At 41.7% G+C, this 14,623-nt stretch carries 16 protein-coding genes and 1 pseudogene; all 17 read left to right on the top strand.

Features of this window, described 5'->3' with window-relative positions; translation table 11 throughout:
• Positions 1-137 precede the first annotated feature (137 nt).
• A pseudogene (locus H8716_RS16035) lies at positions 138-502 on the top strand (TnpV protein).
• A gap of 139 nt (positions 503-641) precedes the next feature.
• Positions 642-878, top strand: coding sequence for a helix-turn-helix domain-containing protein (locus H8716_RS16030; protein WP_249309996.1), 237 nt, complete (start codon positions 642-644; stop codon positions 876-878).
• Between the two features lie 2 nt (positions 879-880).
• Positions 881-1,306 (top strand): hypothetical protein, encoded by a 426-nt coding sequence (locus tag H8716_RS16025; protein WP_249309995.1) that lies wholly within the window; start codon positions 881-883, stop codon positions 1,304-1,306.
• A gap of 17 nt (positions 1,307-1,323) precedes the next feature.
• On the top strand, positions 1,324-1,836 hold the full coding sequence (locus H8716_RS16020) for a helix-turn-helix domain-containing protein (protein WP_249309994.1): 513 nt from the start codon (positions 1,324-1,326) through the stop codon (positions 1,834-1,836).
• 167 nt (positions 1,837-2,003) lie between these two features.
• Positions 2,004-2,162, top strand: a complete 159-nt coding sequence (locus H8716_RS16015; protein ID WP_249309993.1) for a hypothetical protein — start codon at positions 2,004-2,006, stop codon at positions 2,160-2,162.
• A gap of 19 nt (positions 2,163-2,181) precedes the next feature.
• Positions 2,182-2,916, top strand: coding sequence for a nuclease-related domain-containing protein (locus H8716_RS16010; RefSeq protein ID WP_249309992.1), 735 nt, complete (start codon positions 2,182-2,184; stop codon positions 2,914-2,916).
• A 168-nt stretch (positions 2,917-3,084) separates the two neighbouring features.
• Complete coding sequence (locus tag H8716_RS16005) at positions 3,085-3,279, top strand: hypothetical protein (RefSeq protein WP_249309991.1); 195 nt, start codon at positions 3,085-3,087, stop codon at positions 3,277-3,279.
• Positions 3,280-3,409: 130 nt separating this feature from the next.
• Positions 3,410-3,628 (top strand): hypothetical protein, encoded by a 219-nt coding sequence (locus H8716_RS16000; protein ID WP_249309990.1) that lies wholly within the window; start codon positions 3,410-3,412, stop codon positions 3,626-3,628.
• A 287-nt stretch (positions 3,629-3,915) separates the two neighbouring features.
• Positions 3,916-4,923 (top strand): peptidoglycan-binding domain-containing protein, encoded by a 1,008-nt coding sequence (locus tag H8716_RS15995; protein WP_249309989.1) that lies wholly within the window; start codon positions 3,916-3,918, stop codon positions 4,921-4,923.
• Between the two features lie 686 nt (positions 4,924-5,609).
• Positions 5,610-6,302 (top strand): hypothetical protein, encoded by a 693-nt coding sequence (locus H8716_RS15990; protein ID WP_249309988.1) that lies wholly within the window; start codon positions 5,610-5,612, stop codon positions 6,300-6,302.
• A 189-nt stretch (positions 6,303-6,491) separates the two neighbouring features.
• Positions 6,492-6,956, top strand: a complete 465-nt coding sequence (locus H8716_RS15985; RefSeq protein WP_249309987.1) for a low molecular weight protein-tyrosine-phosphatase — start codon at positions 6,492-6,494, stop codon at positions 6,954-6,956.
• Positions 6,957-7,134: 178 nt separating this feature from the next.
• On the top strand, positions 7,135-8,085 hold the full coding sequence (locus H8716_RS15980; protein ID WP_249309986.1) for a TAXI family TRAP transporter solute-binding subunit: 951 nt from the start codon (positions 7,135-7,137) through the stop codon (positions 8,083-8,085).
• 104 nt (positions 8,086-8,189) lie between these two features.
• Positions 8,190-10,133, top strand: a complete 1,944-nt coding sequence (locus H8716_RS15975) for a TRAP transporter permease (protein ID WP_249309985.1) — start codon at positions 8,190-8,192, stop codon at positions 10,131-10,133.
• A 412-nt stretch (positions 10,134-10,545) separates the two neighbouring features.
• On the top strand, positions 10,546-11,721 hold the full coding sequence (locus tag H8716_RS15970; protein WP_249309984.1) for an ABC transporter substrate-binding protein: 1,176 nt from the start codon (positions 10,546-10,548) through the stop codon (positions 11,719-11,721).
• Between the two features lie 81 nt (positions 11,722-11,802).
• Entirely contained in the window at positions 11,803-12,684 is an 882-nt protein-coding gene (locus tag H8716_RS15965) for a branched-chain amino acid ABC transporter permease (protein WP_249309983.1), read from the top strand.
• A 14-nt stretch (positions 12,685-12,698) separates the two neighbouring features.
• Positions 12,699-13,781, top strand: a complete 1,083-nt coding sequence (locus tag H8716_RS15960) for a branched-chain amino acid ABC transporter permease (protein WP_249309982.1) — start codon at positions 12,699-12,701, stop codon at positions 13,779-13,781.
• The gene (locus tag H8716_RS15955) at positions 13,781-14,623 is read left to right on the top strand and encodes an ABC transporter ATP-binding protein (RefSeq protein WP_249309981.1); all 843 of its coding nucleotides are present in this window, start codon (positions 13,781-13,783) and stop codon (positions 14,621-14,623) included. Before H8716_RS15960 ends, H8716_RS15955 begins: the two co-directional genes overlap by 1 nt.

Below are 14,623 nucleotides of genomic sequence, written 5' to 3'. Positions count from 1 at the left end.
TCCATAAGCCTGCTCCTTAGATTAGAGTTAGAGTTTTTAGAGTCAACTCCCAAAACTCTAATCAATAGTTTACATGCAACAGCCAGAAATTTCGATACACCCTCTTATTGGACGCTTACTTAATAACTTTTCATGCTATGATTGGAGGAACAGAGAATGCGGGAACTTATATTCGTTGTGGTGATTACTATACTCCCGACATTCGCTTACCAGAGGAAAGCACCCCATTGGCCGCTGGGGACGAATGCATAGAGATTATATCAAAGAATATAATCCAACCTGCTTCAATGACCTGTGCCTTAGCGGTGAATTGTGGATGTATCTGGCAGATTTGAACAAGCAAGTATAAAGCAGCCTTGAACTTATCATCGAGCAGATGAAAGCTACCGAGGACGTGACAGAGGATATGAAAGCATCTGACCAGATAGCGTGAGTTAGAGTCGTAAATGGTATCCGTAATCGTGCCGAGGAAATTGTAAAAAGCGGATTGGTATATAACTGATACCGCAGGTGGCTTGTGTTCAAAGGGACACAAGCCCCTCCTTTCCTTTCTGCGTGGACGGGAAATGGATTTGTGCAAACTTATTGAAAAAATCACGTTTTCGTGATATAATGGTTTTTATTGTAAGGAGGTATTCACTATGGCTGTAACATACAAAAAGTTATTTCACTTGCTGATCGACAAGGGTATGACCAACGCTGAGCTGATGGAGAAAGCCGGTTTTAGTGCCAACATCATTACTCGTATCAAGCGTGACAATTATATTTCTCTCGATAGTATTGAGAAGATTTGCAAAACTCTAAACTGCGGTGTCGATGATATTCTGGAATTTACATCGGATGACCCCGAATTCAAGAAACACATAGGAGGGATGTAACGATGTCAATACTGGGAAAGTTTCATGAAATCTCCTTCTATAGTTTGATTTCAACCATTATTTGCCTATGCACTGGCAAAACAACATTTCCTGCTTTATGGGATGCAAAACTGAACGTGACGAATTTCACGACATTTTTCATTGCCTTCCTGTTTTGGGCTTGTGTGTTATTTATCCCTATTGCAATTATCGGAGCCTTTGCGACCAAGTACGGTGATGGTGGAGAGGGATTGTCGTTCAAATCAGATAACCTTTTTGTTATCTTTTTTGCCCATATTGCAGAAGAAATATTAGGTTTATTCTTAACGCCGTTTTGGTTTCTTATCGACCTTTTTAGAAAAAGGTTGGATGATGACGGCAAAGTTATTGATTACATTACATACGCAATAGAACTAATTTTCTTTGCCGTTGGCATATTAGTTCTTTGATATTAGGAGGTAGAATCGTGGGACGTGTATCTACAAAAGAGAATAAAACAGAGTATCAAATATTCCGAGAGGAACTTGGCCTTTCCAGAGAAAAGGCAAGTGAACTTCTTGGATGGATTTCTGCAGAACGCATTGAGAAAATAGAAAGTGAAAAATCCCGGCCCCATCCAGATGAAGTGTTGGAAATGTCCGTAGCCTACAAGAAGCCTCGGTTATGCAATCATTATTGCGCAAATGTTTGTCCGATTGGACAGGAGTATGTTCCGGAGATTAAGGTGAAAGATCTGTCACAGATTGTGCTGGAAATGTTAGCATCCTTAAACTCCATTCAGAAGAGCAAAGAACGTCTCATCGAAATTACAGCAGATGGTGAAATCTCTGACGACGAAATTGCAGATTTTGTCCATATCCAAGAGGAATTGGAACGTATCTCCATCACGGTTGAAACCTTGCAACTTTGGTCTGAGCGTATGTTGGTAACTGGCGCAATCGACATCGAAGCATATAAAGCACATAAAGAAAAGAAATAATCTTCCTTCGACACCTCAGCAGAAATGCTGGGGTGTTTTTTTGCCTTTAGAGAGAAAATAGGCATCTCTATCTTGCACTTGTAACCATTTATATCGAACGAATGCGGCGGTATAATTTAGCCATAGAAAGCAATTAAGAAGATTTGTTATTGAGAGGAGATGGTTTCGTGAAGGCGAGAGAACGTGTATTAGCCAGCCGCCTCATTCAGAAGATCGACAATAACGAGCGCTATGCAAGGCAAATTGGTCTCAGTTATGCGGTGTTGTCGGTTGGAACTAACAAAAATAATACAAAGATCGTTGAGCAAAAAGAGAAGAACAAATAATTTCAAAGGAGAATGATTTATGAAAACGGCAGAAGATTTTATCAAAGAAATGGAAAGCAGCAATTTGTTAATGTCCCATGAGTGTACATTTAAGGAATATGTTTCTGACATCGTACAGTTCCAAGACATGATTTGCAAGATGATCTCCGGTAACGATTATCACGAAGGTATGCGCATTGACGAGGCATTGTTCATTATGGAGTCTACCGCTCGAAAAAAAGAACTCCGCGGCCATCCCGCAGTACATAATGGTGTGCTGACCATGAAGAAGCTGGCAAAGGAAATGGCTATCACCATGTCCGGTGCTAAGGGTGAAAGTCTTGTGTACAGAACTCTGGAATTTCTTAACCGACCGAACACACAGATTTTCCGTAATGTGTACATCGCTGACGGCATTGACGAAACCGAACTGGATGATATCGTGCTGACCGACAATGGTGTAATTATTCTGGAAGTCAAGAAAGTGAAATCCGACTTGACCCATACAGAAGACGGAAGAATGGTATTCGCCGGTGATGAGTGCTACGACAAGGTTCCTCTGGCACAGAAGATGGCACTTAAACGCCGCCTGCTCAAGAAGTGCTTGGAAAAGGCTGTTGGTGACAAAGGCTTCGATATTCCCGTGTATGTAGACAGCTTTATCGTATTCTCCGCTCCCAAGCGGCAGTTCATCAAGATCGATGATAGATACCGCCGTGAGAAGCACTGCTTCCGCACCGGTCTTAATAAGAAGATCGAGAGCTATATCGGTTGAGCGTACTACAAGGCTGAGCAGCTCGCACAGCTTGGCGAAATCTTTTCTGAAATGGAGTCCAATGTTAAGCGCTTTGAGACCGAACTGAATTACGACGAAGTACGCCGTAGTCTTGCAGAAGTGCTTGTAGTGCTGCAGGATACTGCCGAAAAGCAGGAGGCAACAACCATGATTGTAGAGAAGCCTGAAACTAAGCAGTGCGCAGCAAACGTGCTTGAACTGAATGTACAGCGTCTGAACACTACTCGTCAGCAGGCGAAGCGTAAAGCTACTGGTTTTGGCTACGTAGCAGCAAGCGTGTTTGCTGGCCTGCTGATCTCCGGCGCAACCGTTGTTCTGAGCGCCGGTGTACGCCGAGCCTAACGAACTCTATCGGTGCAAAATAGCATCATCTATTTTGCACCGATAACCATTTTATCAAAGGGATGATCACGGTAAAATTATTACATAAACAAAAGGCGCATAGAGACCGAAAAAAGAAAGGAAGACAAAAATGGTAATTTACACAACGCAGGAATGGAAGGGCTATGGTAAGCAGAATTATTACTGGAACGAGTATCGACTTGAAGGTGACGAGGTCGTTAAATACAAATGTCACCGCCAGAAGTTCTTCGATGGTCACGAAAGTAATTGGAACGAGGATGAAGAAAGAGTTGAATCGTGGGGGATCAATGATTCCGATATGCCCGATTGGCTCAAGCAATATGTTTGATAAGGAGGGATACAGATGAACGGAGTTCTCAAAGGTATGTTGTTGGTCCTCTTGATTATCTATATCGTTTCCCCAGTTGATTTCTGCCCTGGTCCTGTAGATGATATCATTCTGTTGCTTTGCACTGTAGGTGGTGGGGCTCTTAGCTCTGCCATGGGAGGTATAGAGATATGAGAAGTAAGGAAAACAAAACAGTATTAAAGAAAGTGATAGCCATCACATCAGCAATGAGTTTGTGCATATGCACACCAATATATGCATTGGCAGATGATGCACAGGATAATTTTTTGAAAGATCTGGCAGAAGGTCTTACTGCCAGATGGGCATATGATTCAGATGAAGACGCCATGAGTAATAGTGAGATTATGGAGTATAGAACTCAGTTAGTAAATGAAGAGTATGACCGTATAAGTAAATATGAGAAAGAAGACTTTGAAAATGAAAAATTCTCTTTGATGGCACATGCATATATTGAAGCAATTGAAATGCAGCTGGATGCAGTAAAATATTATACGGAGCTGCCAGATATATATAATTCGGAATGGTCAGCGGGATATAATATGAGAGCAATACTTATACCAGATTTTGTTGATCATTACGGTCTGGATGTTCCTGAGGAGGAAGTAGAACCATTTAGAACAGACAGCGGAAAACCAGCGTCGTCAGATACATTGTCTTCAGAGGAGACAAACAAGGATGATAAGGAACAGAATGAGTTGGAAATAGAACTGTATAATGATCAGGGAATAAAAGTTGTTTTGACAGGTATGAAGGAACCAAATTACACTTCAACCGATTTCTATATTAGAATAGAAAATTTGAATCATCATGATATAGTGGTAACTACAGATGATTCACAAATGGTTGTGAACGGAACGATGATGTATTCACCACTCTGGGCAGAAGTACAGTCTGGAAAAACAGCAAATGTAACGATGTCATTTTGGAAAAGTGATCTCGACAGTGCTGGAATAGATGTAATCAGAGAAATGACAATGAATATATCAATTATGGATGCGAATACATTTGATATACTCTACAAAGGCGATGAAAAATTTGTATCCATAAGTGAGGATAATAAGATCAGTGAAAAAGCAGTGTATACGGACAAAGAAAATATTCAGAAAGTACAAGAACTACTGAATAGTGCTGGATACGATTGCGGATCAGCTGATGGAGTTCCAGGAAAACAGACAAACAGTGCGCTGCTTCAGTTTGAGAAAGATCATGGATTACAAGAAACAACGGATATCACGCCAGAACTTATAGAAGCTTTGGAAAATGCGATTGGATAATATGGAAAGATATGTGAGGGCGAGAAATTCGCCCTCGTTTTAATAAAAGAGCGGTCTCGGAAACTCGTGTCGGGGAATTCGGTTCTGCCGACTGCTGAGAGTGTAATAGAAACTGTGTAAGTTTTATTGATCTGACTACTCTGTTGTGAGTTTAACTCAAAAAACTCAAGGCTCATAAAAATCTGGATTGTACCTATAGAACACATGTGCTATACTAATCTCATGGGAAGTCAGAACACCCTAAGGCGGCCTACCCTCTTCGGAGGGGCAACCCTCCATACGAAAGAAGGGAGGGGATGCCAATGTACGTTACATATTCGGATCTGATCCAGATAGGTATCTTCATTGTCGCTCTCACAGGATTGTGCTATACAATCTTTGGGAGAAGAAAATAGCCGCCCACTACTCGCAATAGTGAACGGCTGTAAAACATAAAGCTGTTAAATTGTTAGAGTAGGCCGCGTGTCTGGCTCCCCCTTCTTTATATTTACTATATCACATCTAAAACTAAGAAGCAAGAGTGGCATTTTATCATGATTAATTGTGTAAATTGTTCAAAAGAAAAATGTGGATAACTTCGAAATATTGTTTATAATTCCGTCTTTTATAGATGTGACAAAATACGATATAATAATACCATACTCCATATACATCGCACTTTGTTTATCTATGAAAGGAATAAGTATATGAACTTTGACTTATTAAATATAATAAAAGACTTTTGCGATAAATTCGAACTTGAATATTTAAAGGGAGAATTCAAATTGATTCTAACAGATAATGTAGCAGACTATATACGGCAGAAAGACTATTTGTATTATACATGGCTGAAGAAGCCGTTTGATCCATTTGGAATGTGTTATGTAGATCCGAATGAAGAATATAAGTTGTTAGTCGATACCGTAAGACAAAATCTTCCAAATATAATTGTAACAACATTACACGAATATACTCATTTGGGTGATTATATGCGATATGGACAGACAAAACCTACGGTGTCTAGGCGGAATCTACAGGAAGACGACACTTTTAGATATTGGTCAGAATTTCACGCCTCATATCTTTCACATATGTTTGTTTTTTCCTTGGACGATACAAGTATGGATTACGAAAGAATCGGGGTCGAGATATTGCAGTCATACCAAGAAGCAATAAAACAAGATACTTGCGACAGAGAATATGCAGTTTACGAATCAGTACATAAGTATGGCGAATATATAGCATTGCAAGAAAGATATCCAATAATAAATTCACATCCGATAAATTTTTATATTAATGATGCATTTCGAAACATATATGATTTCCTTTTTACACATAGGACAATAGATAAATTTCTAAAAGATTACCAAGAATACGATAAATTAATAAACCAAATCTGATGCCATAGACACATTGCATATGCCCTTAAAAAATGATACACTGACAGTATCATATGTAAGGTAGTGTCAGAGATATGAAAATATACGGGGATTTATACAGAGATACATCAAAATGCAAACATGCGGTGAAATGCCCGTAAATACTGCAAAAATCAGCATAAATCAGCATAAAGGAGTATAAGTAAAACTATGATAAAAGTATTATTTTGCTGCCACGGCAATATCTGTCGTTCTACCCTTGCCGAGAGTGTGTTTACCTACAAGGTATCCGCTCTTGGTCTTGCTGATCAATTTCTGATCGACAGTGCGGCGACTAGTACGGAGGAGATTGGTAATTCTCCTCACCGTGGTACGATAAACAAATTAAGAGAGGTTGGCATTCCATTGGTGCCGCACAGAGCCCGTCAGATCACATGGGCAGATTATGACCGGTTTGACTATATTATTGGCATGGATACGGCAAATATTCGAAATCTGAACAGGATGCTGAAGGGGGATCCGGAAGGGAAGATTTATAAATTTCTTACCTTTGCCGGATCAGGACGGGATATTGCGGATCCGTGGTATACAGGCAATTTTGATGAGACCTATAGAGATGTACTGAAAGGCTGCGATGGTTTTTTGTCTCACCTGAGAGAAAATGAAATGATATAGAAGCATATTGGTATCTGAGAAGATATGAAACAGATCGTTTCGAACTGTTTTGTGTATAATCGACATCTTCTCTTCTCTATGAAAAAATTCTTTCGCAAAATGATGTGCTAAAGTATTGCATGATGTTTCACTTTTTGATAAAATGGGAAAAAAGGTTTATGAAAGAGAGGAAGTTACAATGAAGAAACTTACAGTTTTAGCAGCAGCAGCTATATTAGCAGCTGTACCTTCAACAGGCGTTTTTGCAGCTGGTGATCTGACATTTGCTACAGGTGGATCCTCAGGAACTTATTATGCATTCGGTAGTGTACTGGCTGGAGAAGTAAGCTCCGATACAGACACAACAGTGACAGCAGTAGAATCTAATGGTTCAGCAGATAACGTAGACCAGGTAGATGCAGGAGATGCAGATATCGCATTCTGCCAGAGTGATGTTATGGCTTATGCCCATGACGGAATCAACCTTTTCGAAGGCGATCCAATCGATTCTTTCTCTACCGTAGCAGCGCTGTATCAGGAACAGGTACAGATCATTACGACCAACCCTGATATCAAGACCGTTGCAGATCTGAAGGGGAAGAACGTTTCTATCGGTGCTTCCGGTTCAGGTGTATATTTCAACGCAATGGATCTTCTGAATGCATATGGACTGACAGAAGAAGACATTAACCCTACATATGAATCTTTCGCAGATTCTGCAGACAGCTTAAAAGACGGTAAAATCGATGCAGCATTCATCACAGCAGGTGCTCCTACCACCGCAGTTACAGACCTTGGCACGGCTAAGGATGTATATCTGGTAAGCATTGATGATGAACATATGAAGACTCTTCTGGAAGAGTGCCCATACTATACACAGAACACCATTTCTGCTGACACATACGGTCTGGATGAGGATGTGAATACTGTAGCAGTTGGTGCTGTTGTAATTGCAAGCAATGACGTAGCAGAAGATGATATTTATAACTTTGTATCCGCAGTATTCGAGAATACAGATGCTATCGAGACTGCACATGCAAAGGGAGCAGAACTGGATCTGGATTATGCAGCATCCATCACTTCTGTACCTTACCACGCAGGAGCTGCAAAATACTTCGAAGAAAAAGGTCTTACTGTAGAGGCAGAATAAGTACGGATGTCCGATACGGGCAGCCAGTGAATACAAGAGCAGCAGGCTGAGACAGGCTGTACTACCTGTCTCAGCCTTTTTGGAATAGGAAGGAGGAGAACCATATGAGTGATATGGAAAAGCACACATCTGCGGCAAATGCAGAAATAGGATCAGCAGCAGATGTAGACGAAGTATTAAAAAAATATGACAGAGAATCCAACACCCGTATCTGGGAAGGCAAGCCAAAGCTGGTAATTCGCTGGCTGATGGTATTCTTTTCACTGTACAGCATCTATGTGACATTGTTCAGTACAGCCATGAGACAGATCCGTCTGATGAACTTCCTGGGGATGATTCTGGTGATTGGGTATCTGAATTTCCCGGCAAAGAAAGGAACTCAGAAGGTCAACCATATGCCATGGTATGATGTCCTGATTATGGTAGTGGGGGCATTTGGATTCTTTTATGCATCCATTCATGGAGCAGAACTGGCAAACCTGCGGCCAAAGTTCATCAGAGGAGATATGTTCCTTCTGGTGATCGCTTGTTTGTCTATTCTGGCTATGATGGAACTGTGTCGCCGAAGCGTAGGTGTGCCGATTTTGATTGTAGTAGGTATTCTGTTGGTATATACCTTTGCCAGTGTAGATCCGACGAAGGTGATTTATGACCAGTTTTATGCCACATCAGGTATTATGAACACACCGATTGACGTGTGCGCCAAGTATATTGTGGTATTCCTGATCTTTGGGGCTTTTCTGGAACGGACAGGTATATCCACATTCTTTATCGATCTGGCAAACTCTATAGCAGGTTCCACAGCAGGTGGTCCGGCTAAGGTTGCTGTTATTTCTTCCGGACTCTGTGGTATGGTATCCGGTTCTTCCGTAGGTAATACGGTAACAACCGGCTCCGTAACTATTCCGATGATGAAGAAGACTGGCTATCAGAGTGAGTTCGCCGGAGCAGTAGAAGCAGCAGCATCTACCGGTGGACAGATCATGCCGCCGATTATGGGAGCAGCAGCTTTCCTGATGGCTGAGTATATGGGGGTAAGTTATGCAGAAGTAGCATATCGTGCGTTACTGCCGGCTATCCTGTACTTTGTGGGTATTTACATTGCGGTACATCTGGAAGCAAAGAAGCTTGGCTTAAAAGGTATTCCTAAGGATCAGCTGCCGAAGTTCAGTGTATTGATCCGTAAGGTGTATCTGTTATTCCCGCTGGTACTGCTGGTAGTATTGGTATCTACCAATACTAGATCTATGCAGTTTTCTGCATCTGTTGCCATCGTAGCAACGATTTTTGTAGGTCTCTTTAATAAAGATGACCGTATTACTGTTACTAAGATCATTGATGCTCTGGAATCTGGTGCCAAGGGAACCATCTCTGTAGCAGTTGCCTGCGCAATGGCAGGTATTGTAGCTGGCTGTGTAACTTCTACCGGTCTGGCATCCAAGATGATTACTGCGATTGTTTCCGTTGCCAACGGACATGCCATGATTGCCCTGGTACTGACCATGCTTTGCTGTATCGTGCTTGGTATGGGTGTGCCAACTACAGCTACTTACTGTATTATGGCAGCTACCTGTGCTCCAATTCTGGTAAGCCCTGAGATTGGTATCCCAATAATCTCTGCACATTTCTTTGTATTTTACTTTGGTATTGTTGCAGATATTACCCCACCGGTAGCTCTGGCAGCTTATGCAGGAAGTGCCATAGCCAAGTCCTCACCTATGAAGACGGCCTTTACGGCCACCAGACTGGCGATAGCCGGATTTATTGTGCCTTACATCTGCGCACTCAGCCCGGCTATGCTTCTGATTGATGCAGGTCCGGCGGAGGTAGTAATGATCGTTATTACTTCATTGATCGGTATTTTTGGTGTGGCAGCGGGATTAAGTGGATTTGTGTACAGAACCATGAATCCTTTGATGAGAATCCTGATTGTGGTTGGCGGTATTACACTGCTGATCCCTGGAACTATGACAGACGTGATTGGTCTGGTTATGGTGGTAGGTGTGATCCTGATTCAGAGAATGGGCATGAAAAAGCAGGCAGCATAGAATTAGGCATAGTTCGAGGATGGTTTCAAGAATGCCTCGGCATTCTTGTTGCTCGCCACATACAGAGGTGGGAGCCATTTCACATCTGATATAACAGAAATAGAAAAAGATAAGGAGCCGTATGGGAGATGCAGAGATCACCATGCGGTTTCTTTTTGCCATAAATTCCAAATTCTCTGCTGGATGTGGCAGAATACATTTTATAATCATCGAAAAAACAAATCAAAACGATCATAATAATTTTTAAAACAAAAACATTTTTTTACTTGCAATTCGAAAAACAGGATGCTATAATGCAAACATGTACTTGGTAAACAAACAAATGTCCGTCAATAAAACACAACCTTGCAACACTGTTCAGAAGCTTATGCATGGGTCTGAAGGTAGCGGGTGGAAAAGGAAGGGAAAGATTATGAGAAGAAAAGCTTTCACAACAGTCGCAGCAATTTCAATGGCAATGATGATGATGTCTCAGGCAGCAGCCGATGACAACGTAATCAAGATTGGTATCTTCGAGCCACTGACAGGAGAAAATGGTGGCGGCGGTACACAGGAAGCTCAGGCAGCTGATTATGCCAATGAAGTAAGACCGACTGTTACTGTAGATGGAGTAGAGTATACAGTAGAACTGGATAAGGTTGATAATAAGTCAGATAAGACAGAAGCTGTTACTGCAGCACAGAAGCTGGTATCTGATGGAGTAACAGGTGTACTTGGTACATATGGTTCTGGATGTGCTATCGCAGCAGGACCTACATTTGCAGAAGCGAAAGTTCCGGCTATCGGTGCTTCTTGTACGAACCCTCAGGTAACCAGTGCATGTGATTATTATTTCCGTGTATGTTTCCTGGATCCTTTCCAGGGTAGTGTTCTTGCTCAGTATGCATGGGATGAAGGATACACCAAGGTAGCACTGATTGATCAGATTGGTGATGATTATTCTATGGGTCAGGCAGGTTTCTTTAAAAAGAAATTTACAGAACTCGGCGGAGAGATCACAACAGAACAGCAGTTCCAGACAAACCAGTCTGATTTCAAAGCGGTTCTGACAGAGGTAAAGGCATCTGGAGCAGAAGCAGTGTTTGCACCATCTTCTATTACCACAGCACCTCTTCTTTTGAAACAGGCCAAAGAACTTGGCGTAGATCTTCCGTTCATGGCGGGTGATACGTGGTATAACTCAACAATTATTGAGAATGCCGGTGCAGAAAATGCAGAAGGTGTAGTTTGCTCTACATTCTTTGATGAGGCAGATACTTCTAGCCAGATTACCGTAGATTTCGTAAATGGTTATAAAGAATGGCTGAATGCAGACGATTCCCGTATTGAAAAGAACGGTGGAGACGATGCAATCGTTGGTAACTGTGCATTGATGTATGATGCTTACAATGTAATGTGTGATGCGATTGAAGCAGCAAATTCACTGGATGGCGAAGCAATCAAAGATGCGTTGGCAGCACTTCAGACAGAAGGTGTAACAGGCAAGATCAGCTTTGATGCAAATGGTGATGCAGAAAAAGATACGGCATACATTGATATCGTAGAGGATGGAGCATTTAAGTTCCTGAAAACTGTTACAGCAGAATAAAACTGGAAAATAAAAAAATGAAAGAAGGGGGCGAAACAAGGATGCTTCGCCCCGTCTTTTGTATGTTAGGAGGCAACAGATATGAGTGCTACGACGTTTGCACAGCATTTACTCACCGGTATTTCCCTTGGAGGAGCCTATGCTTTGATCGCTATCGGATACACTATGGTATATGGTATCCTGCGGTTGATCAATTTTGCGCATGGTGACATTTTCATGATATCTGGTTATTTTATGATTTTTGCAATGGCATCTTTCCCATGGTTTATCGCTATTCCGGTTGCATTGATTGGAACGGTAATTCTGGGAGTGGTTATCGAAAAGGCGGCTTATAAGCCACTGAGAAGCGCACCACGTATGTCCATTATGATTTCTGCAATTGGTGTCAGCTATTTGCTGGAGAACCTGGCTACCTATTTATTTACTGCTATACCAAAAGCATATCCGGAAATTCCATTTCTGAAAAAAATTCTGACCTTTGGTGGAATTACTACATCACTGGTAACTTTATTAACACCGGTGCTGACTGTGGTTCTGGTAGTTCTGCTGATGCAGCTGATCAATCACACTAAGATTGGTATGGCAATGAGAGCAGTATCCAAGGATACTGAAGCATCCAGACTGATGGGAATCAAGGTAGACAATACCATTTCCATGACGTTTATTATTGGTTGTCTTCTGGCTGGTATTGGAGCAATTTTGTATTTTACAGATCGTATGACTGTATACCCATATTCTGGTTCACTGCCAGGACTGAAATGCTTTGTAGCCGCTGTATTAGGTGGAATCGGATCTATTCCTGGCGCAGTAATTGGTGGATTCATTATCGGTATTTGTGAGACATTTCTGGTTGCATTTGGATATTCCACATTCTCAGATGCGTTCACATTCTTGTTACTGATTATTATTTTACTTGTACGCCCGACCGGATTATTTGGTGAGGCTGCAACAGACAAGGTATAAAGGGGTGTGATCATATGAATAAGAAAACAAGAAATACAATACTGAATATTTTATTGGTCGCACTGGTAGTTGGATTGTTATGTTTCTTTCAGTCAGATACCTCATCCCATTCTTATGCGATCTCGATCATTGAACGTTCTGTAATTTATGCTGTAGTTGCAGTGGCAATGAATCTGCTGAATGGATTTACCGGATTATTTTCTCTGGGTCAGGCAGGATTTATGGCAATCGGTGCTTATGTGACTGCCATTCTCACCATTCCGGTTGAGATGCGTGACAGCGTATATTATATGAATGGAATTGCCGGCTGGCTGCATGATCTGCATGCACCGATGGTAGTAGCATTGCTGATCGGTGGTCTGTTTGCAGCAGCAGCGGCAGCACTGATCGGTATTCCGATCCTTAGACTGAAAAGCGATTATCTGGCCATTGCCACACTGGGATTTGCAGAGATTATCCGTGCTCTTTTGGCTGCACCGATGATGGATCAGATCACCAATGGCTCATATGGTCTGAACAATATTCCTGGATTTAAGAATATTTTCCAGCCAGTAGCACTGGCGGTTATCTGTATTGGAATCATGGTACTTTTGATTAATTCATCCTTTGGACGTGCGTTTAAGGCAATCAGAGAAGATGACATTGCTGCAGAAGCTATGGGAATTAATCTGTTTCATCATAAGGAACTGTCCTTTGTTATTTCTTCTTTCTTTACCGGTATCGCAGGCGGGATGTTGGCCATCTATATGAGATCCATTGATACCAAGACATTCCAGGTTATGTTGACTTACAACATTCTTCTGATCGTGGTACTTGGTGGTATCGGAAGTGTGACAGGTTCTGTTATCGGGTCATTCTTGATTAACGGTGGACAGGAATGGCTGCGTTTCCTGGATGATGATACTTTCAAGATCATGGGTGTACATATTCCACTGTTTCGCCCTGGTTTCCGTATGGTAGTATATTCTGTTCTTCTGATGGTAGTAGTACTGTTCTGGAGACGTGGTATTATGGGAAACAATGAATTTTCATGGGATGGATTGTTTGGACTCTTTAAGAGAAAAAAGAAAAAAGTTTCTGCAGGAGGTGAATCATAATGGCTGAAAATGTACTTCATGTAGAAAATATGACCATGCAGTTTGGTGGTGTGGTTGCAGTGAATAATCTGTCACTGGATGTTAACGAGGGAGAGATTGTGGCACTGATCGGACCGAACGGTGCCGGAAAAACCACAGCCTTTAATATGATTACCGGTGTATATGCACCGACCAATGGAAAGATCTCATTTAAAGGTGAGGTCATGCTTGAGAATCACCCTCAGGGAAAAATGGTAAAAAATTATCTGGGTGAAAATGATGGCATGTATGATAAAACCATCGTAAAAACACCGGATCAGATCACAAAGCTGGGAATTGCCCGTACGTTCCAGAATATCCGTCTGTTTAAGAGCCTGACTGTATTTGATAACGTACTGATCGCCAGACATATGTGTTCTAAAGCAAATGTATTTTCAGCAACTTTCCGTCTGAATAAAAGAGAAGAACAGGCGAATCGGGAAAAGACACTGGAACTGCTGAGAATGGTGGGACTGGAGAAAGAAAAGGATGAGATTGCAAGTTCCCTTCCTTATGGTAAACAGAGACGTCTGGAGATTGCCCGTGCACTGGCTACAGAACCGGAACTTTTGCTTCTGGATGAACCGGCAGCCGGTATGAATCCACAGGAGACGGACGAACTCAGCGAATTTATCTTAAAGATCAAGAAGGATTTTCATTTGACCGTACTGGTCATTGAACATCATATGGAATTAGTTATGAGCATTTCTGACCGAATCTATGTACTGGATTTTGGTAAGCTGATTGCTCAGGGGACACCGGAAGTCATCCAGAATGATTCGAAGGTTATCAGTGCATATCTGGGGGTACAGGAAGATGAGTAA

The sequence above is a fragment of the Jingyaoa shaoxingensis genome (assembly GCF_014385005.1).
Taxonomy (GTDB): Bacteria; Bacillota; Clostridia; order Lachnospirales; family Lachnospiraceae; genus Marvinbryantia; species Marvinbryantia shaoxingensis.
Note: the sequence above shows the minus strand (reverse complement) of the source record. Positions and strands in the feature narration are given on the sequence as shown.